This window comes from Actinoplanes teichomyceticus ATCC 31121, assembly GCF_003711105.1.
Lineage (GTDB): Bacteria > Actinomycetota > Actinomycetes > Mycobacteriales > Micromonosporaceae > Actinoplanes > Actinoplanes teichomyceticus.
The window spans coordinates 6,812,972-6,837,781 of sequence record NZ_CP023865.1 but is presented as its reverse complement, the minus strand read 5'-3'; the positions used below and the strand labels follow the sequence as shown (position 1 = coordinate 6,837,781).

20 protein-coding genes, 3 tRNA genes and 1 pseudogene are annotated in these 24,810 nt (G+C 72.8%); 16 read left to right on the top strand and 8 right to left on the bottom strand.

Annotation, left to right across the window (positions count from 1 at the left end):
- Positions 1-4 precede the first annotated feature (4 nt).
- The 7 genes from arfA to ACTEI_RS29915 all read left to right on the top strand — a co-directional run bounded on the left by arfA (position 5) and on the right by ACTEI_RS29915 (position 10,936).
- Positions 5-1,531, top strand: coding sequence for an arabinosylfuranosidase ArfA (arfA, locus tag ACTEI_RS29945; protein WP_122980701.1), 1,527 nt, complete (start codon positions 5-7; stop codon positions 1,529-1,531).
- Positions 1,532-1,760: 229 nt separating this feature from the next.
- Positions 1,761-3,398 (top strand): beta-1,3-glucanase family protein, encoded by a 1,638-nt coding sequence (locus ACTEI_RS29940; RefSeq protein ID WP_239082086.1) that lies wholly within the window; start codon positions 1,761-1,763, stop codon positions 3,396-3,398.
- Positions 3,399-3,629: 231 nt separating this feature from the next.
- Positions 3,630-5,078, top strand: coding sequence for a pyridoxal phosphate-dependent decarboxylase family protein (locus ACTEI_RS29935; RefSeq protein WP_122980699.1), 1,449 nt, complete (start codon positions 3,630-3,632; stop codon positions 5,076-5,078).
- The gene (locus tag ACTEI_RS29930) at positions 5,078-6,364 is read left to right on the top strand and encodes a lysine N(6)-hydroxylase/L-ornithine N(5)-oxygenase family protein (protein ID WP_122980698.1); all 1,287 of its coding nucleotides are present in this window, start codon (positions 5,078-5,080) and stop codon (positions 6,362-6,364) included. Before ACTEI_RS29935 ends, ACTEI_RS29930 begins: the two co-directional genes overlap by 1 nt.
- A complete protein-coding gene (locus ACTEI_RS29925) occupies positions 6,361-8,568 on the top strand; it encodes a GNAT family N-acetyltransferase (RefSeq protein ID WP_122980697.1) in 2,208 nt (735 codons plus the stop codon). The genes ACTEI_RS29930 and ACTEI_RS29925 overlap by 4 nt, the downstream gene beginning before the upstream one ends.
- The gene (locus ACTEI_RS29920) at positions 8,565-10,379 is read left to right on the top strand and encodes a penicillin acylase family protein (RefSeq protein ID WP_122980696.1); all 1,815 of its coding nucleotides are present in this window, start codon (positions 8,565-8,567) and stop codon (positions 10,377-10,379) included. The genes ACTEI_RS29925 and ACTEI_RS29920 overlap by 4 nt, the downstream gene beginning before the upstream one ends.
- Complete coding sequence (locus ACTEI_RS29915) at positions 10,376-10,936, top strand: GNAT family N-acetyltransferase (protein ID WP_122980695.1); 561 nt, start codon at positions 10,376-10,378, stop codon at positions 10,934-10,936. The genes ACTEI_RS29920 and ACTEI_RS29915 overlap by 4 nt, the downstream gene beginning before the upstream one ends.
- Before the next feature lie 9 nt (positions 10,937-10,945).
- Here ACTEI_RS29915 and ACTEI_RS29910 read toward each other — a convergent pair whose 3' ends face one another.
- Entirely contained in the window at positions 10,946-12,121 is a 1,176-nt protein-coding gene (locus ACTEI_RS29910) for a hypothetical protein (RefSeq protein ID WP_122980694.1), read from the bottom strand.
- Between the two features lie 160 nt (positions 12,122-12,281).
- Between ACTEI_RS29910 and ACTEI_RS29905 the strand changes: the two genes are divergently transcribed.
- Entirely contained in the window at positions 12,282-12,983 is a 702-nt protein-coding gene (locus tag ACTEI_RS29905; RefSeq protein ID WP_122980693.1) for a SemiSWEET transporter, read from the top strand.
- Positions 12,984-13,105: 122 nt separating this feature from the next.
- Positions 13,106-14,839, top strand: a complete 1,734-nt coding sequence (locus ACTEI_RS29900) for an alpha/beta hydrolase (RefSeq protein WP_122980692.1) — start codon at positions 13,106-13,108, stop codon at positions 14,837-14,839.
- A gap of 163 nt (positions 14,840-15,002) precedes the next feature.
- On the opposite strand, the gene ACTEI_RS39085 is transcribed toward ACTEI_RS29900, so the two are convergent.
- Positions 15,003-15,125 carry a hypothetical protein gene (locus tag ACTEI_RS39085; protein WP_262384540.1) on the bottom strand — a complete coding sequence of 41 codons (123 nt, stop codon included), beginning with the start codon at positions 15,123-15,125 and terminating at the stop codon, positions 15,003-15,005.
- A 92-nt stretch (positions 15,126-15,217) separates the two neighbouring features.
- On the opposite strand from ACTEI_RS39085, the gene ACTEI_RS29895 reads away from it, so the two are divergent.
- Positions 15,218-16,168 carry a GlxA family transcriptional regulator gene (locus ACTEI_RS29895; protein WP_122980691.1) on the top strand — a complete coding sequence of 317 codons (951 nt, stop codon included), beginning with the start codon at positions 15,218-15,220 and terminating at the stop codon, positions 16,166-16,168.
- A gap of 39 nt (positions 16,169-16,207) precedes the next feature.
- Here ACTEI_RS29895 and ACTEI_RS29890 read toward each other — a convergent pair whose 3' ends face one another.
- From ACTEI_RS29890 to cbiE, 4 genes are read right to left on the bottom strand one after another with little or no spacing between them, the layout of a single operon-like run.
- On the bottom strand, positions 16,208-16,576 hold the full coding sequence (locus ACTEI_RS29890; protein WP_122982496.1) for a hypothetical protein: 369 nt from the start codon (positions 16,574-16,576) through the stop codon (positions 16,208-16,210).
- Complete coding sequence (locus tag ACTEI_RS29885; RefSeq protein WP_122980690.1) at positions 16,573-17,301, bottom strand: cobalt-precorrin-6A reductase; 729 nt, start codon at positions 17,299-17,301, stop codon at positions 16,573-16,575. Before ACTEI_RS29885 ends, ACTEI_RS29890 begins: the two co-directional genes overlap by 4 nt.
- The gene (cobM, locus tag ACTEI_RS29880) at positions 17,298-18,041 is read right to left on the bottom strand and encodes a precorrin-4 C(11)-methyltransferase (protein ID WP_122980689.1); all 744 of its coding nucleotides are present in this window, start codon (positions 18,039-18,041) and stop codon (positions 17,298-17,300) included. Before cobM ends, ACTEI_RS29885 begins: the two co-directional genes overlap by 4 nt.
- Positions 18,038-19,249, bottom strand: coding sequence for a precorrin-6y C5,15-methyltransferase (decarboxylating) subunit CbiE (gene cbiE / locus ACTEI_RS29875; protein WP_122980688.1), 1,212 nt, complete (start codon positions 19,247-19,249; stop codon positions 18,038-18,040). Before cbiE ends, cobM begins: the two co-directional genes overlap by 4 nt.
- A 165-nt stretch (positions 19,250-19,414) precedes the next feature.
- Between cbiE and ACTEI_RS29865 the strand changes: the two genes are divergently transcribed.
- From ACTEI_RS29865 to ACTEI_RS29855, 3 genes are read left to right on the top strand one after another with little or no spacing between them, the layout of a single operon-like run.
- Positions 19,415-21,250 (top strand): ferredoxin reductase family protein, encoded by a 1,836-nt coding sequence (locus ACTEI_RS29865; RefSeq protein ID WP_239082085.1) that lies wholly within the window; start codon positions 19,415-19,417, stop codon positions 21,248-21,250.
- Positions 21,251-21,282: 32 nt separating this feature from the next.
- The gene (locus ACTEI_RS29860; RefSeq protein ID WP_122980687.1) at positions 21,283-21,804 is read left to right on the top strand and encodes an FMN-binding protein; all 522 of its coding nucleotides are present in this window, start codon (positions 21,283-21,285) and stop codon (positions 21,802-21,804) included.
- A gap of 50 nt (positions 21,805-21,854) precedes the next feature.
- Entirely contained in the window at positions 21,855-22,583 is a 729-nt protein-coding gene (locus ACTEI_RS29855) for an FAD:protein FMN transferase (RefSeq protein ID WP_122980686.1), read from the top strand.
- A 236-nt stretch (positions 22,584-22,819) separates the two neighbouring features.
- On the opposite strand, the gene ACTEI_RS29850 is transcribed toward ACTEI_RS29855, so the two are convergent.
- Positions 22,820-23,998: a GNAT family N-acetyltransferase gene (locus ACTEI_RS29850; protein WP_122982494.1), complete on the bottom strand. Its 1,179-nt coding sequence runs from the start codon at positions 23,996-23,998 to the stop codon at positions 22,820-22,822.
- Positions 23,999-24,163: 165 nt separating this feature from the next.
- On the opposite strand from ACTEI_RS29850, the gene ACTEI_RS29845 reads away from it, so the two are divergent.
- From ACTEI_RS29845 to ACTEI_RS29835, 3 genes are all read left to right on the top strand, one after another.
- Positions 24,164-24,236, top strand: a tRNA-Gly gene (locus ACTEI_RS29845).
- A gap of 38 nt (positions 24,237-24,274) precedes the next feature.
- Positions 24,275-24,345, top strand: a tRNA-Cys gene (locus ACTEI_RS29840).
- A gap of 28 nt (positions 24,346-24,373) precedes the next feature.
- Positions 24,374-24,448 (top strand) — tRNA-Val (locus tag ACTEI_RS29835).
- Between the two features lie 178 nt (positions 24,449-24,626).
- On the opposite strand, the pseudogene ACTEI_RS39455 reads toward ACTEI_RS29835, so the two are convergent.
- A pseudogene (locus ACTEI_RS39455) lies at positions 24,627-24,759 on the bottom strand (IS982 family transposase); the annotation flags it as partial.
- Positions 24,760-24,810: the final 51 nt, after the last annotated feature.

Below are 24,810 nucleotides of genomic sequence, written 5' to 3'. Positions count from 1 at the left end.
CGAAATGCACCGTGCGCGTGTCGCATTGAATCCGGCCGCCGTGGTCGCGCCGGTCAACCGCCGCACCTTCGGCTCGTTCGTCGAGCACATGGGCCGCTGCGTCTACACCGGCATCTACGAGCCCGGCCACCCGAGCGCCGACGAGGACGGCTTCCGTACCGACGTGCTGGCGCTGGCCCGCGAGCTGGGCGTCACCATGGTCCGCTACCCGGGCGGCAACTTCGTCTCCGGCTACCGCTGGGAGGACGGCACCGGCCCGGTCGAGAAGCGTCCACGCCGGCGTGACCTGGCCTGGCGCAGCATCGAGACGAACGAGGTCGGCATCGACGAGTTCGCCAGGTGGGCGGCCAAGGCGGACGTCGAGATCATGTACGCGGTGAACCTCGGCACCCGGGGCGTCCAGGAGGCGCTCGACGTGCACGAGTACATCAACCACCCGGAGGGCACCGAGCTCTCCGACCGCCGGCGGGCGAACGGGGCGGAGAAGCCGCACGGCATCAAGATCTGGTGCCTGGGCAACGAGCTGGACGGTCCCTGGCAGACCGGGCACAAGACGGCCGAGGAGTACGGCCTGCTCGCGGCGTCGACCGCGCGGGCGCTCAAGTCCGCCGAGCCGGATCTGGAACTGGTCGCCTGCGGCAGCTCCAGTTCGCAGATGCCGACCTTCGGCTCGTGGGAGTCGACGGTGCTGGAGCACGCGTACGACGTGGTGGAGTACGTCTCCTGCCACGCGTACTACGAGGAGCACGACGGCGACCTGGGCTCCTTCCTGGCCAGCGCGGTGGACATGGACCACTTCGTGAACAGCATCGTGGCCACCGTGGACGCGGTCGGCGCCCGCCTGAAGAGCAAGAAGAAGATCAACCTCTCGTTCGACGAGTGGAACGTCTGGTACCTCTCCCGGTTCCAGAGCGCGCCGCCGCCGAGCGAGTGGGAGGTCGCGCCGCGGATCATCGAGGACCGGTACAACGTCGCGGACGCCGTGGTGGTCGGCAATCTGCTGATCTCGCTGCTGCGGCACAGCGACCGGGTCACCGCCGCCTGCCAGGCGCAGCTGGTCAACGTGATCGCCCCGATCATGACCGAGCCGGGCGGGCCGGCCTGGCGGCAGACCGTCTTCCACCCGTTCGCCCGCACGGCCGCCCTGGCCAAGGGTGACGTGCTGGAGACCCGCGTGGACAGCCCGACGTACGAGACCGCCCGCTACGGCGAGGCGGCCCTGGTCGACGCGGTCGCCACGCACGACCCCGCGACCGGCGACGTGACGCTCTTCGTGGTCAACCGCGACCTGGAGAACCCGGTGGAGCTGACGGTGGACCTGTCCGCCTTCGGCGCCGGCCTGTCGGTCGCCGAGTCGTGGACGCTCACCGACGACGACGTCCGCGCCGTCAACACCCTCCAGGAGCCGGACCGCGTCATGCTGCGGCCGACCGCCGACATCCCCACCGGCGCGGTCACCGGCTCCGGCGCCGAGGTCACCCTGTCGCTGCCGCGGATCTCCTGGACCGCGCTGCGCCTGGTCCGGGACTAGGGTCCGGCCGGGAACGTGGGTCGCACGGTGAGCACCAGCCGCTGTCCGGGCTGGTGCTCACCGTCGTTGCGGGCCGGCTCGCCCGGCCCGGAAGATTTCTTCGCCGAAAGTGTTATCGGCCTCCGGAAAAGTCGTCACGTTAAAGGAACCTTAAACACCCGGTCGTTTTCCGCGCAGACTACCCATAATGGTGATCCCCCCGATCCATACTCCCCGGAGGCGATTACTGATGCGCCGGAAAAGAACGCTGTTGCTCACCTCGTTGGCGACCGTGGCCGCGGTCGGCACCGCCTGGTTCGCGCTGCCCGCCTCGGCCGCCGCGGCCACGGCAACCCTGCGTACGGTGTCCGACTGGGGCAGCGGCTGGCAGGACGAGGTCGTCGTGAGCAACACCGGAACGTCCGCGATGACCTCCTGGAAAGTGGAATTCGACCTGCCCGCCGGCGCGACGATCGGCAGTTTCTGGGACACCCAGATGGCGGTCAGCGGCAGTCACCGGACATTCACCAACAGTAGCTGGAACGGCGCGATTCCGGTCGGCGGAAAGGTGACGTTCGGATTCGTCGGCGCCGGTGGCCAGCCGATCAACTGCAAGCTGAACGGTCAGCCCTGCGGGGGCGACGGCCCGGCCGCTCCGGCGCCGACCACGAAGACCGCCGCGCCGGTGGTGACCGCGACCGCCACCCGCACCGCGGCCCCGGCCACCACGGCGCCGGCCGCGACCGCCACGGCCACCCGCACCGCGGCCCAGCCGGCGGCGAGCGTCCCGCCGCGGGAGGACACGCTCCCGCTCACGGTGACCAACAAGACCGGTCGCGGCGACGCCGTCCACCTGTACGTCCTCGGCGTCAACCTGGACACCGGCAAGCTCGGCTACGTCAACAGGTCCGGCGCGTTCACCCCGTGGACCGGAGGCGGCGCCGTCCCGGTCCCGGCCCCGGACGTCTCGATCGACGGCCCGGCCACCGGCGCGAGCACCACGATCCGGGTGCCCCGCAACCTCTCCGGCCGGCTCTACTTCTCGTTCGGCCGCAAGCTGGACTTCCGGGTGACCAACGACGGCCTGGTGCAGCCCGCGCCGTGGGCGTCCGGCGACCCGAACCACGACATCCTGTTCGACTGGAGCGAGTTCACCGTCAACTCCTCCGGCCTGTGGCTCAACAGTTCCCAGGTGGACATGTTCGCGGTGCCGCACGTGGTCAGCGTGACCGGCGGCAACGGCGTGACCAGCGAGACCGGCGAGGTGAAGCCCGGCGGGCGGCAGAAGGTGATCGACGCGATCAAGGCGAACCCGGACTTCGCGAAGAGCGTGGTCACCGGCGCGGACGGCACCGTGCTGCGGGTGCTCGCCCCGGGCAAGGCGGCCGACGCCGGCCTGATGAGCCCGACCTACCTGGACTCGTACATCGCCTCCGCCTGGAGCGCGTACGCCGGCAAGTCGCTGACCGTCACGCCGTTCACCGATCAGCCGAACGTGAAGTACACCGGCCGTACCTCGGGTGACGTCATGAGCTTCACCGACGCCTCGGGCAAGACGGTGGCGTCGTTCACCAAGCCGTCCACCGCCAACGTCTGGGGCTGCGACGGCGCGCTCGGCGCCCCGAACGACCAGGTCGTCGGCCCGATCGCGCGGACTCTCTGCGCCGCCCTGCAGCGCACCACGCTGGGCCGGCTGGACGTCCAGCCGAGCGGCACGGCCGCCGACTTCTACCAGGGCAACCCGGCCAACCTGTACGCCCGCGTGATCCACGCCAACATGGTCGACGGCAAGGCGTACGCGTTCGCCTTCGACGACGTGCTCAACCAGGAGTCCCTGGTCCACGACGGGGACCCGCGCGCCGCCGGGATCACGTTCACGCCGTTCTGATCCGTACTGCACATCGATGGAGCCTGCCGCAAGAGCGGCGGGCTCCATCGTGTTGTGGGTCTAATCACTGATGTCTGATCATGGCCCTCCGGGAAGCAAGGATCCGCTGCTCATCCCCCTTGTCGATGAGGATCGGCGACGCCAGGGGCAAGTTTCCTATTCATGTCAGGCCGGTTAGCCTCCACTCAAGTTAGGTAAGGGTTACCTTAGGAGGCTGCGTTGGAGGGGTCCGTGTCCCCGCATCTCTTCTCCGGGTCCACGCTGGACGCTTACACGTCCGGGGTGTGGCACGCGTCGGCACTGCTGGCCGACCGGGTGAAGGCGGTGCGGCAGCCGTACTCCGGCGCCACCGTCGCCGATCTCCAGGAGCAGGTCGACGCCGTCGACCTGGACCGGCCGCTCGGCGACACCGGCGCGGCCCTGCACGAGGTCGCCCGGCTCTACGTGGACAACGCCGTCTGGTTCCACGAGCCGACCTACGTCGCCCACCTGAACTGCCCGGTCGCCATCCCCGCGCTCAGCGCCGAGGTGCTGATCTCCGCGATCAACTCCTCGGTCGACACCTGGGACCAGAGCGCCACCGGCACCCTGATCGAGCGCCGGCTGATCGACTGGACCGCCGGGCGGATCGGCTTCGGGCCCGGCGCGGACGGCGTGTTCACCAGCGGCGGCACCCAGTCCAACCTGCAGGCCCTGCTGCTCGCCCGGGAGGAGGCCCTGGCCGGCCGGCCGGAGCGGGACATTCCGCGGCTGCGGATCTTCGCCACCACCGAGAGCCACTTCAGCGTGAGCAAGTCGGCCGCGATCCTGGGCATGGCCGCGGACGCGGTGGTCGGCGTGGCCACCGACGGCACCGGCCGGATGGACCCGGTCGCGCTGGCCGCGGCGATCGAGGACGTACGCCGCGACGGCGGTGTCCCGATGGCCGTGGTCGCCACCGCCGGCACCACCGACCTGGGCCGCATCGACCCGGTCGAGGCCATCGGCACGATCTGCGCCGAGCAGGGCGTCTGGTTCCACGTGGACGCCGCGTACGGCTGCGGCCTGCTGGTCTCCACCCGCCGCCGGCACCTGCTGGACGGCATCGAGCGCGCCGACTCGGTGACCGTCGACTTCCACAAGAGCTTCTTCCAGCCGGTCAGCTCCAGCGCGATCGTGGTGCGCCGGGGCGAGACGCTGCGCCGGATCGCGGTGCACGCCGACTACCTGAACCCGCGCACCGCCACCGTTCCCAACCAGGTCGACAAGAGCCTGCAGACCACCCGGCGGTTCGACGCGCTCAAGCTCTGGATGACCCTGCGCACCATGGGCTCCGACGAGATCGGCGACATGTTCGACACCGTGGTCGACCGGGCGTACGAGGTGTACCAGGCGATCCAGGCGGACCCGGACTTCGAGGCGGTGGCCGAGCCGACGCTGAGCACCGTGCTGTTCCGCTACCGGCCCGAGGGGGTCGGCGTCGCCGAGTGCGACGAGCTGATGCCCCGGCTGCGCCAGCGGCTGTTCTACGGCGGGCAGGCGATCGTCGCCGGCACCACCATCGGCGGCCACTACTGGCTGAAGTTCACCCTGCTCAACCCGAACACGACGATGGAGCACCTGAGCAACGTGCTGAACCTGATCCGGCTCACCGGCCGCGACCTGCTGGCCACCACGAGCGACGCGGCGGTGATGGTGTGATGCGGACCTACGACTTCGCGGCGATCGGCGTCGGCCCGTTCAACCTGGGCCTGGCCGCGCTCACCGAGGACCGGCCCGAGCTGGACGGGATCTTCCTGGAGCAGCGGGCCGGGTTCGACTGGCACCCCGGCCTGATGATCGAGGGTGTCACGATCCAGGTCCCGTTCCTGGCCGACCTGGTCACCATGGCCGACCCGACCTCCCGGTTCAGCTTCCTGAACTACCTCAAGCAGGTTGGCCGGCTGTACCCGTTCTACATCCGGGAGAGCTTCTTCCCGCTGCGCGCGGAGTACAACGCGTACTGCAAGTGGGTGGCGGCGCAGATGAGCGCGATCCGCTGGAACACCCGGGTGGACTCGGTCACCCACGACGGCGAGGCGTACCTGGTGCACGCCGCGGGGGAGACGTTCCGGGCGCGCAAGCTGGTGCTGGGCGTCGGCACCGCGCCGCGCGTCCCGGCCGTCGTCGACCAGGGGCCGTACGTGCACAGCGCCGACTACCTGCCGACCAAGGCGAAGCTGCAACAGCTCGACTCGATCACCGTGGTCGGCAGCGGGCAGAGCGCCGCCGAGATCTACCACGACCTGCTCGCCGACATCGACACGTACGGCTACCACCTGAGCTGGATCACCCGGTCGCCACGGTTCTTCCCGATGGAGTACACCAAGCTGACCCTGGAGATGACCTCTCCGGACTACATCCGCTACCACCACGGGCTGCCGATGCCGGCACGCGACCGGCTCGCCCGCGAGCAGCGCAACCTCTACAAGGGCATCAGCGGCGACCTGATCAACGCGATCTACGAGACGCTCTACGCCAAGAGCCTGGCCGGCCCGGTCCCGACCACCCTGCTCAGCGGCGCCGAGCTGGACGGGGTGATCTGGGACGAGGCCGAGGGCCGGTACACGCTCACCCTCAGCCACTCCGAGCAGGGCCGCTCGTTCACCGCGAGCACCCAGGGCCTGGTGCTGGCCACCGGGTACGCCGCCCGCGTCCCGTCCTTCCTGGACCCGGTGCGCGACCGCATCCGGTGGGACGCCCGCGGCCGCTTCGACGTGGCCGTCGACTACTCGGTCGACGTCCACGGCGACGAGATCTTCGTGCAGAACGCCGAGGAGCACACGCACAGCCTCACCGCCCCGGACCTGGGCATGGGCCCGTACCGGAACTCGGTGATCCTCAAGGGCCTGACCGGGCACGAGATCTACCCGATCGAGGAGCGGATCGCCTTCCAGCAGTTCGGCGCGCCGACCGCCGACCTTCCCCGGCAACTGGTGACCTCATGAACCTCGTACCCCTGGACCTCGACCGCGACCTGGAGCTGCTGCACGCGTGGGTGACCCACCCCCGGTCGCACTTCTGGGGCCTGCAGGGCGCCGACCCGCAGCGGGTCCGCGCCGAGTACGAACGGATCGCCGCCGACCCGCACCACCACGCGTGGCTCGGCCTGGACGACGACGGCACCCCGCTGTTCCTGGCCGAGACCTACGACCCGGCGCACAGCGAGCTGGCCGAGCACTACCCGGTGCGCCCCGGCGACCTCGGTATGCACGTGCTGGTCGCCCCGCCGACCCGGCAGCGCTCCGGGGTCACCTCCGCGGTGATGCGCGCGGTGATGGACTTCTGCTTCGCCCAGCCCGGCGTCGACCGGGTCGTCGTCGAGCCGGACGTGCGCAACGAGGCGATCGCCCGGAAGAACGCCGAGGTGGGCTTCGTCGAGGAGCGGCACGTCACGCTGCGGGACAAGGTGGCCCGGCTGAGCTTCTGCACCCGGACCGCGTACGCGATGAGCGCGCCGCACCTGCAGCCCGCCGCGATCGCCTACGCGCACCGCCGGCTGATCGCGAAGGCGATCGCCGAATTCAGTCACGAGCGGCTGATCGAGCCGATCGCCGAGGGCACCGGCCGGTACCGCGTCGGCGATCTCGCCTTCACCGCGCGGCGGTACGCGCTCAACCACTGGGTGGTGGACGCCGACTCGCTGACCGGGCCGCTCGACGCGCTGGACTTCATCGCCGGGCTGCGCGAGACGCTCGGCATCCCGGAGAAGCTGCTCGGGACGTACCTGGAGGAGATCTCCGCGACCCTGGCTGGCACCGCCTGGAAGGTCACCCACCGCCGGGAGAGCGCCGCGGAGCTGGTCCATGCGGACTTCCAGACCATCGAGGCGGCGATGACCGAGGGCCATCCCGGCTTCGTGGCCAACAACGGGCGGATCGGTTTCGGTCTGCAGGACCACGAGGCCTTCGCCCCGGAGGCGGGGCGGCCGGTCCGGCTGCGCTGGGTCGCGGTGCGCAAGGACGAGAGCCTGTTCGTCACCGCCGGCGACGAGCGCGAGCACTACCTCGCCGAGCTCGGCGAGCCGACCCTCGCGCGGTACGAGCGGCAGCTGCGCGGGCACGGGCTGGACCCGGACGACTACCGCTACCTGCCGGTCCACCCGTGGCAGTGGGAGCACAAGGTCACCGTGACGTTCGCCCCGGACGTGGCCCGCCGCTCGATCGTGCCGCTCGACGAGGGCCCCGACCGGTACCGCGCCCAGCAGTCGATCCGCACGTTCTTCAACGTCGACCGGCCCGAACGGCACTACGTGAAGACCGCGATCGCGGTGCAGAACATGGGCTTCCTGCGTGGGCTGTCGCCGAAGTACATGCAGGCCACCCCGCCGATCAACGAGTGGGTGCGGCAGCTGGTGGACGGCGACGAGGAGCTGCGCGCCTGCGGCTTCGGGGTGCTGCGGGAGCTGGCCTCGATCGGCTACACCGGGGACGCGTACCACCGGACCGGGACGCCCGGCGCGTACACGAAAATGCTCGCCGCCCTCTGGCGTGAGAGCCCGGTGCCGCGGCTCGCCGCGGGTGAGCGGCTGGCCACCATGGCCAGCCTCCTGCACCGCGACCGGGACGGCAACGCCCTGGTGTCCGCGCTGATCGCGGCCTCCGGACGCAGCGCCGCGGAGTGGGTCGCCGCGTACTTCCGGGCCTACCTGCGGCCGATCGTGCACTGCCTGCTCCGGCACGACCTGGCCTTCATGCCGCACGGCGAGAACCTGATCCTGGTGCTGGAGAACCACGTGCCGCGCCGGGTGTTCATGAAGGACATCGGCGAGGAGGTGGCGGTGATGAACGACCAGCCGCTGCCCGCCGAGGTGGAGCGGATCCGGATCGACGTCACCGACGAGATCAAGGAACTCGCGCTGTTCACCGATGTGTTCGACGGCTTCCTGCGGCACCTGGCCGGGATCCTGGCCTCCGACGGGGTGCTGCCCGAGCGCGAGTTCTGGGCGCTGGCCGGCGACTGCGTGCGTGCGCACGCCAAGGACCACCCGGAGCTCACCGGGCGTCTGGACCTGCTGCGGCCGACCTTCAAGCACTCCTGCCTCAACCGGCTGCAGCTGCGCAACACGCTGCAGATGGTCGACCTGACCGACCAGGCCGGCTCGCTGATCTTCGCCGGTGAGCTGGAGAACCCGATCGCCGTGTTCGGATGAGGGTGTACCGCGACGCCTACGGGATCCCGCACCTGCGCGCCGGCTCGGTCGACGAACTGGCGTTTCTGCAGGGGCGGGTGACCGCGAACGATCGTGGCCGGCAGATCACCGTGGAGCGGCTGCGCGCGGAGGGCCGGCTGGCGTCGGTGGCCGGCGCCGCGGAGGTGGGCTGGGACCGGTTCGCCCGGCGGGCCCGGCTCGACGACACCGCCCGCCGGTGCTTCGACGCGCTGTCGGAGCCGACCCGGCGGTGGCTGACCGCCTACGCCGACGGCGTCCGGGCCGGCGGCGTCGCCTGGCACCCGTGGTCGTCGCTCGGCGTCTTCCAGGTGCAGCACATCCTGTTCGGCACCTTCCCGAACAAGATGTGGCGGGCGCACGTCGCCGCGACGCTGGGCGCCGACGCGCTGTCCTGGTTCGCGGTCGAGGGCCCGGGCGGCGCCGGCAGCAACGCCTGGGCGGTGCCCGGCACGATCGCCGGCGACCCGCACCGGCTGCTCGAACTGCCCGGCGTCTACCAGCAGATCCGACTGGCCTGCCCGGAGTTCGACGTGGCCGGGCTGACCTTCCCGGGCGTGCCCGGCGTCCAGCACTTCGGTCACGCCGGCAGCGTGGCCTGGGCGATCACCAACGCGATGGCCGATTACCAGGACCTCTACCGGGAGCGGTTCCGCGAGACGCCGGACGGCCTGCAGGCCCGCGGCCCGGCCGGCTGGGAGCCGGTCCACCGGCACCGGGAGACCATCACGGTACGCGACGGTGACCCGGTCGTCGTCGACGTCGTGGAGACCGCGCGGGGCCCGGTGATCGACGGTGACCTGAGCCTGCGCACCCCGGCACGGGTCGCTGCGGACCTCGGCTTCGACACCCTGCTCCCGCTGCTGCGGGCCACCACGGCCGACGAGGTGGCCGACGCGCTCGCCGGTTGGGTGGAACCGGTCAACAGCGTCCTGGTGGCGGACCGCACGGGCCGGCTGTTGCAGCTCACCGCCGGCCGGGTGCCGGTGCGTGACGATCGCAACCGGCTGCTCCCGGTCCCCGCCTGGGAGCCGCGGCACGCGTGGCAGCCGGGGTGGGCCGCGCCCTACCGGGCCGCGGTGACCGGCGCGGTGAACGCCAACGACCGGCGGCCGGACACCGCGCCGTACGGGGTGGACTTCGCCCCGCCGGGCCGGGCCCGGCGGATCCGGGAGCTGCTGGACGCCGGCGCCGCGCACGAACAGATCCACATGGACACCTCGATGCCGGCCGGCTCGCTCGACGCGGGCCGGCTCGCCGCCCGGCGCTCCGCGGCGGCCCGGCGCCTGCACGAGCACCCGGCGCTGCGGCCGCTGTTCGCCGAGCCCGGGTACGACCCGCTCTTCGCACCGTGGACCGACCCGCGAGCCCGGATCGGGCACGCCCTGGACGGGGTCCTCGCCGGACTCGGCCTGACCGTTTCGGATCTGGCCGATGACCCGCCCGCCGGCACCTGGGGCGCCCGTCACCTGCTGCACCCGCTCGTCCTGCCCGGGCTGGACTGCGCGCCGCCCCGAGTCGAGCTCGGCGGCTCCGCCGGCTGCGTGCTCAACACGTCCAGCATCCCCGGGGTCAGCGACCTCTGCTGGCGCGGCCCGGTGGCCCGCTACGTCTGGGACCTCACCGACCGGCAGCGCAGCCGCTGGGTCGTGCCGTTCGGCGCGGCCGACGACCCGGAGTCGCCGCACTTCACCGACCAGCTGCCGCTCTGGGCGAACGGCGAGCTGGTCCCGCTGATCACCGACTGGGACCGGCTCGCCCCGGATCCCGTTCTCTGCCAGGAGCCACGATGACCGCCGTCTTCACCCGCAAGCTGACCGATCTCGGCGAGTTCAGCCTGATCCCGCTCGACCCGGTCGGGCACGCCGAGCTGGTGCACTCCTGGGTGGTCCAGCCCCGCAACCGGTTCTGGGGGATGCTGGATCACACCGTCGAGCAGGTGCGCGACATCTACGCGTTCGTCGACAGCCTGGACAGCCACCACGCGTACCTGATCCGGATCGACGCCCAGCCGGTCGGCATCTTCCAGACGTACCAGCCGGAGCACGACCCGGTCGGCGAGTGCTACGACGTGCTTCCCGGCGACTTCGGGGTGCACCTGCTGTTCTCCGCGGGCGACCGGCACCTGCCGCACCTGACCAGCCGGGCGATGCCGGCCCTGCTGGAGTTCTCGTTCCGCGACCCGGGCACCCGCCGCCTGATCGTCGAGCCGGACATCCGCAACGAGAAGGCCGTCGCCCGGATGCGGCGGCAGGGCTTCGAGCTCGGCCCGGAGATCGATCTGGGGTACAAGCGGGCGCGGCTCGCGTTCCTCACCCGCGCGCGCTGGGAGGCGCTGGCGGCGTCCTGACCGGCGAAATCAGGACGTCGGCCGGTACGCCACCTCCGGGTCGAGCAGCCGGGTCCACGACGGCCGCCACCTCGGGTGCCGGGCCTCCATCTCCTCCTGCAGGTTGGTGCGCCACGGCCCGGACACGCCGTCGTCGTGCCACCAGACCGGCCACGAGTCGTAACGGCGCTCGATCCGGACGTCGGTGGCGCTGGTCTCCACCCGCAGGAACAGCCAGCGGCCGTAGCGGGGGTCGGACTCCGCTCGGCGCAGCGCGCGGACCAGCTCGGTGAGCCGGCGGAAGGCGGCGTACCGCTGCTCCCCGGGCCGGTCGGCCGGCGGATGCTCGCCGGACTGCGAGCTGAAGCTGGTCGCGTCCGCGTACGCCAGCAGCGAGCACCGCCCGTCCCCGCCGTCCGCGCGCTCCTGCAACCAGCTGACCAGGGCGCCCAGTTCGTCGGTGTCCGGCGGGGCGGGTCGGCGCAGCTCGGTCGCCTCGTGCATGGCGGCCCAGACCAGCCGGTCGTGCTCGCCTTGACTGAGCCGGCGCACGCGGCGCATCGGCGGGCGCTGTCCCGGCTCGATCCGTGGCGGCCGGGTGCCCGGGGTGATCCCGCCCACCCGGGCGACGACCAGCGCCGCCGCCAGGTGTGCCCGGTCGCCGAGCAGCGCGGCGAGCCGGCCGGCGTCCACCTCGCCGCGGACCGCCGCGTGCAGCAGGTCGGCGGCGGTCTCGCGCAGGTCCCGCCGCTGCGCCGGGGCCACCACGGCGTGCAGCGCGTTCACCGTGTGCTCCTCGGTCAGCAACGGCGCGACGAGCTCGGCCATCCCGTCGTCGACCGGGTGCCGGTAGCGCACCCGCGACCAGCGCCCGTTCTCGTGCCAGATCACGAAACCCAGCCGGTCGGTCTCGGCCAGCGGCGCCAGGTCGGCCCACGGCAGCCAGTCCGGCGCACCGGTGAGCGGGTCGGCCGCCGGGTCGGCCGAGACGCGGGCGTGGTGCTCCCGATGTGTGCCGTACAACACCGCGCGGCGACCGTCCAGCAGCGCGAACCGGGCCCAGCCGGTGTCCGGGTCGTCGCGCCGGGCGCCGTTCTCGTCGATGGACCACCGCTGTCCACGGCCGGCGCCGCTGAGCACGGCGCTCAACGCCGCCCAGCGGGTCCAGAGCAGTCCGGGCGCGGGGAGGTCCACGTCGGTCAGCATGGGTCCACTGTGCCAAATGCGGCCGGGTTCGCGTCACCCACGGGTCCCGGGCCGGTTGCGTGCGGGTAGCGGGTGGTTGCGGTCCGGGTGCTGACGATCAGCGTCGGGCCGCCCGCGCCGAATCGATCGGTGACCTGACGTCACCGAGCGGAAACGGATCATGTCTGCGCACGCCTTCGGCCTCCTCGGAGCCGCCCTGTCCATGTCCATCGCCTGGCCTCAGGTGTATCTCTCCTGCGTGCGCCGCCGGACCGGGGGCCTGTCCCCGGCCGCGTGCCTGCTCGCGGTGGCGATGCCGGCCGGCTGGCTGACGTACGGGCTGCTGATCGGGGACCGGATCCAGGTGGTGTCCGCCGTTCTCAACGTGACCGCCGGCCTGGCCGTGCTGGCCGCGCTGCTGGTCACCCAGGCGGCGGTGCGCTCGCTGCGGGTGCTGCGCGCCGGGGCCGGGGTGGCCGGCGCGGTGCTGCTCGCCGTCTGCGCGGCCGCGACCGCGGCGGCGCTGCCGCAGGTGACCGCGGCGCACGCGGGCGCGATGCTGGGCGCCGTCCTGCCGGTCGGCTCGCTGATGTCGGCGCTCCCGCAGCCGCTGGCGCTTCTGCGCGACCGCGCGTGCGACGTCTCCGGGCTGTCGCCGGCCCGGTTCCGGCTGGCTGTGGCGTCCGCCACGTCCTGGTTGCTCTACGGCATCGCCACCGGACAGGCCGCCGTCGGCGCCTCGGCGCTGGTGAGCCTGGTCAGCGCGCTGACCGTCTGCCTCGCCCTGGCGGCCCGCCGACCTGCGGCGGCGTACCCGGAGATCGCGCCGCCGCAGTGGCGTGCGTCGGTGGTCACCCGCAGCCTCGCCGTCACCGGGATCTGACCCGGCACCCGGGCGCGGAAACTGCTCCGGCGACCCGGGCCGCCGCCGCGGACGGTCCACATCGGGCGGTGCGCGTGCATCGGCGTCCTACGATGCGAGCCTCGTGGAGAAAGGGGCTCTGCATGCACCTCTCAAGATCGCGGCTGGTGGTCGCCGGAATCGCCGGCATCGCTCTGGTCGCCGGATCGTCGGTGGCGGCCGAAGCGGCGTCGCCGGCCCGCACCAGCAAGATCGAGAGCAAGCGGGTCGACTCGGTGCCGACACCGAAGCTCGGCTGGTACAAGTGCTACGAGATCGCCGAGTGCGCGACGGTGAAGTTGCCACTCGACTACGACAAGCCGAAGGGCGCGAAGACCGAGATCGCGGTTCTGCGGGTCAAGGCCAAGGATCAGAAGCACAAGATCGGCAGCCTGTTCCTCAACCCGGGCGGACCGGGTGGCTCGGGCACCGACATCGCGCTCAACGCGCCGTACTTCCTGAGCGAATCGCTGCTGCAGAAGTTCGACATCGTCGGGGTCGACCCGCGGGGGATCGGCGCCAGCGCGAACATCAAGTGCTTCACCTCCGTCAAGGCGCAGTCCGCCGTCATGGCGAAGCTGAACATCGCCTTCCCGGTCGGCGCGAAACAGGAGGCCACCTACACCGCGGGGGCCAAGGCGTTCGGCAAGGCCTGCTCGACCACCGGCAAGCCGCTCTCCGGCGCGATGTCCACCGCCGAGGTCGCGCGGGACATGGACGTCATCCGGCGGGCGGTCGGTGACAAGAAGCTGACCTACCTGGGCTTCAGCTACGGCACCGTGCTCGGCGAGTACTACGCCAACATGTTCCCGGACCGGGTGCGGGCGCTGGCCATCGACGGCAACCTCGACCCGCGGGCCTGGGTCGGCGCCGGCTCGGCCGGTGACCGCATCCTGGACGCCCGGCTGCACTCGGCGGACGGCGCGTACCGGGCGCTGAAGGAGATCTTCAAGCGCTGCGACCGGGCCGGCGAGAAGTACTGCGCGTTCGCGGCCGGCAACCCGGAGGCGAACTTCGCGGCGATCACCCGCAGCCTCAAGGCCAAGCCCGTCGTCGTCACCGACGAGGAGGGCACCTTCACGATCACCTACGCCGACTTCGTCTCCGCCGAGCTCAGCGCGCTCTACTCGCCGTACGCGGGGGAGAACACCATGCAGCTGGCGGCGGACATCGCGGCGCTGATCAAGGGCGGTTCCTCGCCGGCGGTGGCGGCGGCACGGACCTCGGTGCTGGACCGGATCCGGACCGCCCGCGCGACCGGGTACGACTTCCCGTACGACAACAGCTTCGAGACCACCATGGGCGTGGTCTGCACCGACGGCACCCACCCGAAGAACGCCGCCAGCTGGCCGGCGGCGACCGCGGTCCGGGACCGGCAGGCGCCGTACTTCGGGCGGGCCTGGGGTTACATCGACGCCCCGTGCGCCCGGAGCACCTGGACGGTGCGCGACGAGGACGCGTACCGGGGACCGTTCAACAAGCGGACGTCCGCTCCGGTGCTGCTGATCGGCAACTACTGGGACCCGGCGACCAACTACGACGCGTCCGTGGCGATGAGCCGGGTGCTGCCCAACTCGCGGCTGCTGACCAGCGACAACTGGGGGCACACCGCGTACGGGACGGGCGCCTGCGCCACCGCCGCGATCGACAACTACCTGTTGAAGGTGGCGCTGCCGGCCAAGGGCACCACGTGCGCGGCGGAGCACCAGCCGTTCACCGAGCCGATCGAGACCGGCGGCGAGCCGGCGACCGCGACCACGATGAGCGCGACGCCCGGCAAGCGGCTGCCGCCGGTGGCCGCGCCGCGACCGGTCTCCATCCTCACCGGCGGTCGATGATCGCGGGCTGAGCCGGAGGGAGGCCGCCGGGCCGGTGCGCGTGGGCGCCGGTCCGGCGGCTTTTCCGTGCGTGGCTGCCGGTGCGGCGGCCCTCCCTCGCGCGGTTGCCGGGGCGGCCCTCCCTCTCGCGGCTGCCGGTCCGGCGGCTTTCCCCCGGGCGGCCTCATGTGGCGCGGCGCCCGTCGACGCTGGGCTTCCAGTCGGCGCTGTCCCGGGAGTCGCGGGTCAGGCCCGCCATCGAAGCGATCAATAGTAGGACGAAGAAGACAAGAACCGCGATTTCCATACATCCAGCCTCGCCCCACGGACTCCTCCCGGCCAGTGGCAGGAATGCCATACATCTTCAAGAAACTGCCAACCCTGCGCTACGGTGGGCGCATGTTGCGCAGCGTCGCCGTGATCGCCATGCCCGAGGTGGCGGTCTTCGAGCTGGGTGTCCTCTGTGAACTGTTCGGCTACGACCGCACCGCCGAGGGGCTGCCGGGCTACGACTTCGCGGTGTGCGGCGTCGACGGTGGACCGGTGCCGTCGCACTCCGGCTTCACCATCACCCCGAGCCACGACCTCGCCCCGGCCTGGACCGCCGACCTCGTGGCCGTGGTGCCCAACGACGTCCGCCAGGCGCCCGCCGAGGTGCTCGACGTGCTGCGCCACGCCCACGACCGAGGCGCCTGGGTGATGAGCGTCTGCACCGGCGCGTTCACGCTCGGCGAGGCCGGCCTGCTCGACGACCGGCGCTGCACCACCCACTGGCGGTACACCGACTCGCTGGCCGCCCGCTTCCCCCGGGCCAAAGTCGATCCCGGCGTGCTCTACGTGGTCGACGGCACCGTGCTGACCAGCGCCGGCACCGCCGCCGCGATCGACTGCGGCCTGCACCTGATCCGCGAGGAGCAGGGCTCGGCGGTGGCCGCGCAGATCGCCCGGCGGATGGTGGTCCCGCCGCACCGCGACGGCGGGCAGGCCCAGTTCATCGAGACGCCGATCCCCACGATGGCGTCCTGCGCGACGTTGCAGCCGCTGCTCGCCCACCTGCTGGAGACGCTCGACCGGGAGCACACCGTGGAGACCATGGCCGACGCCGTGCACATGGCCGCGCGGACGTTCGCCCGCCGGTTCCGGGCCGAGACCGGCGCGACCCCGCACGACTGGCTGACCGGTCAGCGGGTGCTGCTCGCCCGCCGGCTGCTGGAGGAGACCGACCTGAGCGTCGAGGCGATCGCGGGCCGGGCCGGGTTCGGCAGCGCGCAGACCCTGCGGCACCACTTCACCCAGCGGCTCAGCACGACCCCGCAGGCGTACCGGAGCACCTTCAAGGCCAAGGTCTGAAGGCCGGCCCGGCCGCGGCCCGCGGCCGGCCCGGAGCGGTCAGCTCCCGCCGCGCTCCCGCCAGGCGGCCAGGGTGACCGTGCCGAGCCGGGCGCCCGGTCCGGCGACCGGCGCGTCCACCGGGATGTCCGCGCCGAGGAACGGCCGCCCGTCCGAAGTGATCTTCGCGCGGACCCCGGCCGAGCGCGCCACGTTCCGCGCCGACTCCCGGAAGGACGCGGTGGCCGCCGTCTCCTCCCGCTCCCGCGTGTTCAGCACGTCGACGACCACGTCCGCCCGGCCGGCGCCGAGTCCAGCCCGCGCCGCCGACCACGTCCACCCCGGTCGGCCGGGCCGCCGCGAGCCCCGCGCCCGCAGCTGACCGACCAGCGGCGATCCGGCCTGGCCGGTGCCGCCGGAAGCGGTCACCGCCGGGCCAGCCGCCCGATCCACTCCGCGGCGGCCGGCGCGGTCGGCACGGCCGGTGCGGCGCTCGCCGGTGGCCGGTCGATCATCAGCACCGGCACGCCCAGCTCCCGCGCCGCCACCAGCTTCGCGTCCGAGCCGCCGCTGTCCTTGGTGACCAGCACGTCGATCCGGTGCTCGGCGAGCAGCCCGCGTTCGCTCGTGACGGTGAACGGCCCGCGGTCCAGCAGCACCCGCAGACGCCGTGGCGCGGGCGGCGCCGGCGGCTCCACCGACCGGGCCAGGAACCAGCACTCGTCCAGGCCGGCGAAGGCGGCCAGGCCCTGCCGTCCGGTGGTCAGGAAGACCCGCCGGCCCAGCCCGGGCAGGACGGCCGCCGCCTCGCCCAGGGACGCGACGCGGTGCCAGACGTCGCCCGGCGCCGCGGTCCAGCCGGGCCGGCGCAGGGAAAGCACCGGTACGCCGGTGACCGCCCCCGCCGCGACCGCGTGCCCGCTCATGGTCGCCGCGAACGGGTGCGTCGCGTCCACCAGCAGCTCGATCCGCTCGTCCCGCAGGTACCCGGCGAGCCCGGCCACGCCGCCGAAACCACCCACCCGGACCTCCCCCGCGGGCAGCCGCGGCGCGCTCGTGCGCCCGGCCAGCGAGGTGACCACCCGGTGCTCGCCGGCGACCAGCCCGGCCAGCTCACGGGCCTCGGTGGTGCCGCCCAGGATCAGGATCCTCACGAGCGGCAGCGGTCCGCCGAGTACAGGTGGCTGTCCGGGAACTGGCCGGCGGTCAGCGCGGCGCCCACCACGATCACCGCGGTCCGCCGGATCCCGGCCGCCCGGACGCGGTCCGCGATGTCGGCGAGTGTGCCACGCACGATCAGCTCGTCCGGCCGGCTGGCCCGGGCCACCACGGCGACCGGGCAGTCCGTGCCGTAGTTGCCGACCAGCTCGGCGACCACCGCGTCGATCCGCTGCACGGCCAGGTGCAGCACCATCGTGGCCCGGCTCGCGCCGAGCGTGGCCAGGTCCTCGCCGGGCGGCATGGCGGTGGCCCGTTCCGCGGTGCGGGTCAGGATCACCGTCTGCGCCACCTCGGGCACGGTGAACTCGCGCCCCAGGGTGGCCGCCGCCGCGGCGAACGCCGGAACGCCCGGGGTGACGTCGTACGGCACGCCGGCCGCGTCCAGCCGGCGCATCTGCTCGGCGACCGCGCTGAACACCGACGGGTCGCCGGAGTGCAGCCGGGCCACGTCCCGGCCGGCCTCGTGCGCCGCGACCATCTCGGCGACGATCTCGTCGAGGGTCAGGTTCGCGGTGTCCACCAGGCGGGCGCCGCCCGGGCAGGCGGCGAGCAGCTCGGCGGGCACCAGGCTGCCGGCGTACAGGCAGACCGGCGACTCGCTGAGCAGCCGATGGCCACGCAGGGTGATGAGGTCGGCGGCGCCGGGCCCGGCGCCGATGAAATGTACGGTCATCGATTCAGTGTCCAGATCGTCACCGGCATGAGGGAACGCCAGCCGGTGAAGCCACCCACCGGCGAGCCGCGCTGCACCGTCAGGCGGGTCAGCTCGCCGCCCAGTTTCGCGTACCAGGCGGCCAGCACCGCCTCCGACTCCACCGTCACCGCGTTCGCCACCAGCCGCCCGCCCGGGCGCAGCGCGGCCAGGCAGCGGTCCAGGACGCCGTCCCGGGTCACCCCGCCACCGATGAAGACGGTGTCCGGGTCGGGCAGGCCGTCCAGCGCCTGCGGGGCACGGCCGTGCACCACCCGCAGGCCGGGCACGCCGAGGGCGGCGGCGTTCGCGGTGATCGTGGCGACCCGGCCGGCGGAGGACTCGATCGCCACCGCGCGGCAGGCCGGGTGGCTGCGCAGCCATTCGATCCCGATGCTGCCGGAGCCGGCGCCGACGTCCCAGAGCAGCCGGCCCGGGGCCGGGCCGAGAGCGGCCAGGGTGACGGCGCGGACCTCGCGCTTGGTGAGCTGGCCGTCCGTCTCGTACGCCGCGTCCGGCAACCCGGGGGCCACCGCGAGCGGCGGGCCGTCGCCGCACTCGACCGCGATCACGTTGAGCGGGTCGCCGGGCGGCATCGCCCAGTCGCCGGCCGTGCCGCTGAGCAGCCGCTCGCCCGGGCCGCCGAGCTGCTCCAGCACGGTGAGCCGGGCCCCGGGGTAGCCCCGGGAGGTCAGGTAGCCGGCGACGGCGGCCGGGGTCTCGGCGCCGGCGGACAGGACCAGGATCCGGCGGCCCGGGTTCAGCGCCCGGCCGATCGCCGGGACCGGGTCGGTCACCAGGCTGACCACGTCGGTGCGGGCCAGATCCCAGCCGAGGCGGGCGGCGGCCAGCGAGACCGAGGACGGGTGCGGCAGGACGCGCAGCCGCCGCGGGCCGAGGATCCGGGCCAGCGTGGCGCCGATGCCGTGGAACATCGGGTCGCCGCTGGCCAGCACGCAGACCCGGCGGTCGCGCTCGGACTCGAACAGGCCGGGCAGCGCCGGCAGCATGGGGGAGGGCCAGGGGACCCGCCGCGCGGTCGTGGCGTCCGGGAGCAGGGCCAGCTGCCGGGGGCCGCCGAAGACCACCTCGGCGTCGGTCAGCAGGGCCTGGGCCGTACCGGAAAGGTCCGGCCAGCCGCCGGCGCCGAGACCGATGACGGTGACCACCGCGGGGTTGTCGGAACGCACCCGCAGAACCTATCCCTTCCCGGATCAGAGAATTTTCCGGTACGCGGTTGAGCCATCCGGCGGCGACGTGCGTACGCATAACTGACGGGCCGGCGGCGACCGGGCCGTCACGTCGGCCGCAGGGGTGGCGGGCGCCGCTAGACGACTGGTGAGCAGGTGAGGACGATGGCCATTCCGGCCTTCCAGGACCAGCGTGAGCTGCCGGACGACGATGACGGCTACTTCTCCAGCCTGCGTGCCGATCCCTCGGACGCGCGGGACCGCCGGCCGGCCGGCGGCCACGAGGAGGACCGACCGTCCCGGTCCTCCTCGTCCCGCTACTCCGACGACCGGCCGTCGCGGGGCGTGCCGTCCGGTTTCGCCGGGCGGCCGTCGTGGGACGCGCCGTCGGGCGCGGCCGGGCGGCCGTCGTGGGACGCCTCGTCGGGTGCCGCCGGGCGGCCGTCGTGGGACGCCTCGTCCGGTGCCGCCGCGCGGCCGTCGTGGGACGCCTCGTCCGGTGCCGCCGCGCGGCCGTCGTGGGACTCGCCGTCGCTGCCGGCCTGGCCGGATCCGGAGCCCGGCGCACCGGCGCAGCCGGCCGACCCCTACCGGCGCGGCGACATCGTGGTCGAGTCGAACACCTCGCCGACCGGCTGGAAGGCCGGCGCCGGGGTCCCGGTGCCGGACGACCGGCCGCCGGCCGAGGCCACCTCCGGCAACCGGCTCTTCACCGTGCTGCTGTTCCTCTCCGGACTGGCCACCAGCGTGTCGCTGTGGCTCTTCGACACCCGGCCCGGCGCGCTCGACGACACCGCCGGTCTGATGCTGGCCACCGGCCGGGTCACCGGCCTGATCGGCGGCTACCTGCTCTTCATCCAGCTGCTGATGATGAGCCGGGTGTCCTGGCTGGAGGAGTGGGTCGGCTCCCGCGACCTGCTCCGCTGGCACCGCTGGCTGGGCACGTCCCTGCTGGTCGCGGTGATCGCGCACATCGTCACCATCGTGTACGGCTACGCCCTGCTCGCCCAGACCGGCGTGGCCGACCAGGCGTGGAACGTGATCACCACCTTCCCCGACATGATCAGCGCGACGGTCGCCACCGGTCTGCTGGTGCTCCTGTCGCTGCTCTCCATCCGGTTCCTGCGCAACCGGCTGCCGTACGAGCTCTGGCACCTGATCCACCTCACCGGCTACCTGGTCCTGCTGCTCGGCTACGGCCACCAGGTGGCCACCGGCGCGGATCTGAGCGGGCGGTTCGCGTCGTACTTCTGGCCCGGCCTCGGCGCCCTGGTGATCTCCGCGCTGGTCTGGGGCCGCATCGTCGAGCCGGTCTGGCTGAACGCGCGGCACCGGTTCACCGTCGCCGAGGTGGTCAGCGAGGGCGCCAACACGTTCTCGATCTACATCGCCGGGCAGCGGCTGGACCGGCTGCCCGCGCAGGCCGGCCAGTTCATGCGCTGGCGGTTCCTGAACGCCAACGGCTGGTGGCAGTCACACCCGTTCTCGCTCTCCGCCGCCCCGAACCGGGAGTGGCTACGGCTGACCGTCACGGTCGCCGGCAGGCACACCGCCAAGCTGGCCGAGATGCGGCCGGGCACGCCGGTGTGGGCGGAGGGCCCGTTCGGCACGTTCACCGCCCAGCGCCGGACCCGGCGGCGAGCCCTGCTGATCGCCGGTGGCAGCGGCATCGCGCCGATCCGCGCGCTGCTGGAGGACATGCCGCCGGACACCATCGTGATCTACCGGGCCGGCCGCCCGGACGAGCTGGTCTTCCGCGCCGAGCTGGAGGAGCTGGCCGAGCAGCGGGACGCCTGGGTGCGTTACATCGTCGGGTCCCGCCAGGACCCCGGCCCGCGGCGGCTGTTCACCCCGGACGGCATGCGTGGCCTGGTGCCGGACGTGAACCGCCGCGACGTCTACCTGTGCGGCCCGCCCGGGCTGGTGGAGGCCGCGGTCGGCACGCTCAGGCAGCTCGGCGTGCCGGACAGCCAACTGCACCTGGACCCCTTCGAATTCTGATCCCGTCCCCCCTCGACCTCCGGAGTTACGCCATGCGCCGTAGTACCGCAGCAGCCGTCGGCACCCTCACCGGTGCGGCCCTGATCCTCGGGGTCCGCCTGAGCGTGACGCCCGCGGCGCCGCTGGCCGCCGCGCCGGCCGCCCAGGAGGTGGCCGACGAGCCCGCGGCCGAGCGGACCGCCGACCCGGCCGGGAAGCCGGCCGCCGACCCGTCGCCGAGCGCATCGAGGAAGAAGAAGAGGGAGGCCGCCGAGCCCACCGCGGAGGCCGAGGGCGGCCTGAAGAACGGCAGCTACCAGGGCACGGCCGTGCAGAATCCGTACGGCACGGTCCAGGTCGCCATCAAGGTCAGCGGCGGCAGGATCACCAGCGCGAACGCGACCTACCCGAAGAACGGCTTCAGCGGCACGATCAACCCGAACGCGGTCGCCAAGCTCAGCCAGCAGACCCTCAAGGCGCAGAGCGCCGACGTCGACGCGGTCTCCGGGGCCACCTACACCAGTCAGTCCTACGCCAAGTCGCTGCAGGCCGCCCTGGACGCCGCGGGCGCGTAGGCCGGCCGGGGACGCGTAGGGTCCAGGTCGTGCGCCACGTCGAACAGGTCATGGGTACGGTCGTCAGCATCGACATCGCCGACGACCTGCCGCCGTCGCGGCTGCGGGAGCTGGTCGGATCGACGTGCGCGTGGCTGCACGAGGTCGACGCGCGGTTCAGCACGTACCGGGACGACAGCGAGGTGTCCCGCCTGCGCAGCGGCGCGCTGCGGGTCGAGGACTGCTCGGCCGACCTGCGCCTGGTCCTGGAGCGCTGCGCCGGCCTGTGGCGGGAGACCGACGGCTACTTCGACGCGTACGCCGCCGGGGCGCTGGACCCGTCCGGCTATGTCAAAGGCTGGTCCGTCGAGGTGGCGTCGGCCCGGCTCGCCGCCGCCGGCTCGACCCGGCACCACATCAACGCCGGCGGCGACATCCGGATGCGGGGCACCGCCCCGGACGGCCGCCCCTGGCGGGTCGGCGTCCGCCACCCGTGGGAGGCCGACAAGCTGGCCTGGGTGCTGTCCGTCCGGGAGGGCGCCGTGGCCACCTCCGGAACGTACGAACGCGGCGCCCACGTCCGGAACCCCCGCACCGGCCGGCCCGCCTCGGGCCTGCGCTCGGTCACCGTCACCGGTCCCGACCTCGCGGTGGCCGACGCCTACGCCACCGCCGCCCTCGCCATGGGCGAACCCGGCCTGGCCTGGCTCGCCAAGCGCGTCGCCGAGGGTTACGAGTCGGCCGCCATAACCGACGACGGCCGCGCCTTCACCTCCCCGGGCCTCCCGGTGGCCCCCTGACCCGTCCGCGCGGGAGCCGGGGGTCCGGGGGCGTGGATGCGCTGTGCGGGTTCTCCGGCTCGGTCGTCCGGGGTCGGGGTGGTCGTGGAGCCGCTGTGCGGGTGTTCCGGCTCGTCGGTGCGGGAGCCGGGGTCCGTGGGCGATCGCGGATCCGTCGTGCCGGTCTACCGGCTCGCCCGCGTGGGACCACGCTTCCGGTCCGGCCAGAAGTCGGCGGGCATGTAGGGCGTCCGGCGTCAGAAGTCGGCGAACATGTAGGGCGTCCGGCGGGGGAACAGCGCACCCAGGCGGGTCATGGCGTCGGCGTCCAGGTCGGCCAGGCCACGGGTGAAGACCTCGACCGGGTCGAGCACACCGTAGGCCAGCGCGCTGAACCCGGCGGCGGTGAGCGTCGCCGACGGGGTGCCGCCCGGCGCGACCGTCAGCTGCCCGTCGTCGGCGCCGAGCCGCCAGACGCCGCCGATCAGGGTGTCGTCGGCGATCTCCACGGTGATCGACCCACTGCCGACCCGGCTGCCGGCCAGCGCGGGCACGTCGAGCACGCGGGCCATCGGCGCGTTCCGCCGCGGGTAGTCCACTGTGCCGGTGGTGGTCACGGACAGGTCGGTGCCCCACAGCTCCGGCAGCTCGTCGGCACCCAGGTGCAGCTCGATCCGGGCGACCTGGTCGACGTGCCGGGCGAAGAACTGCAGCAGCAGCGCGCGGCCCAGCGGCCCGGTGCTGAACAGGTTCGACCCGAGCAGGTCACCGCCGTGCTCGTCGATGCGGTAGCGGACCGCGCCGACCACCTCGTCGCCGGCCCGAGCCAGCGCGACCCAGAGCGGATCCTCCCGGAACTCCGCGGAGCGCACCTCGTCGAAGGTCGCGAACCCGTGTCGCTCGGCCTGCAGACGGCGCAGCAGGTCCTCATACGCCGGGAACGCGTCCCGCATCGGCAGACGCTGCACCGAGCCGGGCAGATCGCGTCGCACCAGCTCGGACAGCCCCTCGGGGGCGAACCGGGCCACCCGGACCCGGGGGATCCCCACGAAACCGAACCGGGCATAGAAACTGGGGCGGAACGGATAGAGGGCGCTCACCGCGCAGCCCTGGTCACGGGTCTGCCGCAGCAGCCGGGTCAGCAGCTCCCGCACCAGGCCGCGACGCCGCGCCGAGGGATGTGACGACACCGCCGCCACGCCGGCCATGTCGTGCACCAGGCCGCGCACGTTCTGCCGCATCGGCAGGGCGGCCACCCCGGCCAGTGTCTCCCCGCCCTCCTCGGCGATCAGGCAGGTCGTGGTCGTGAAATACCGCATGCGCTGCCGGTGTTTCTCGGTGAGCTCGGCCGGCCACGGCGACGGCATGAACGCATAGGCCTGCAGCGGGAACATCGTCGCCGGGCGCTCCTCGGCGGTGATCTGCCGGATCTCCATGCCGCCCATCCAACCGGACTCGGGCCGGCCGTGCCCGCCCCGTTCGGTGCCTGTGGACAACCGGGGCATCCGCCCTGCTCACGACACGCCGGGGGACCCCGGTTTGGCGGAGTCGCAGGTGACCGGCTATGGTTTTCTCCGTCGCCAGGGAAGCCCGGCGGCAACGCGGACGTAGCGCAGCTGGTAGCGCATCACCTTGCCAAGGTGAGGGTCGCGGGTTCGAATCCCGTCGTCCGCTCGGAGAGGCCTTCACAGGTAACCGTGCGGGGCCGACTCGGTGGAGTGGCCGAGAGGCGAGGCAACGGCCTGCAAAGCCGTGTACACGGGTTCAAATCCCGTCTCCACCTCGCAGAGCTTCTCAGGAAGCTTAAGCCAGGGCGATTGGCGCAGCGGGAGCGCGCTTCCTTGACACGGAAGAGGTCACTGGTTCGATCCCAGTATCGCCCACCAGAGTTTGTGCAGGTCAGCGGCTCGTTACCGGAATCCGGTAACGAGCCGCTGCTGTTGTGGTGCTTACTCGGGGAGCAGAATGGGAGCGCAAGATCACCTTTGCGGTGATGGGCTCCAGCTCCGATGGATCGGGCGTGTGGTGCGCTCAGGCCGAGTGAAGCCGGCGGTGGCGGCCGGCGGCGGTGTGGGCGCCGACGCCTTCGATGCCGCGGCCGTCGTGCAGTTCAACGATCGCGTTGGCCTTTCGGCGGGTCGTTGACCGACTCGATCAGCTGACGGACGGGTTCGAGCAGGTGCTCGCCGGGGTCCGGTTGCGGTACGGCGTACGTTCCTCATCTCCACCGCCGGCGATGGGCCATCGC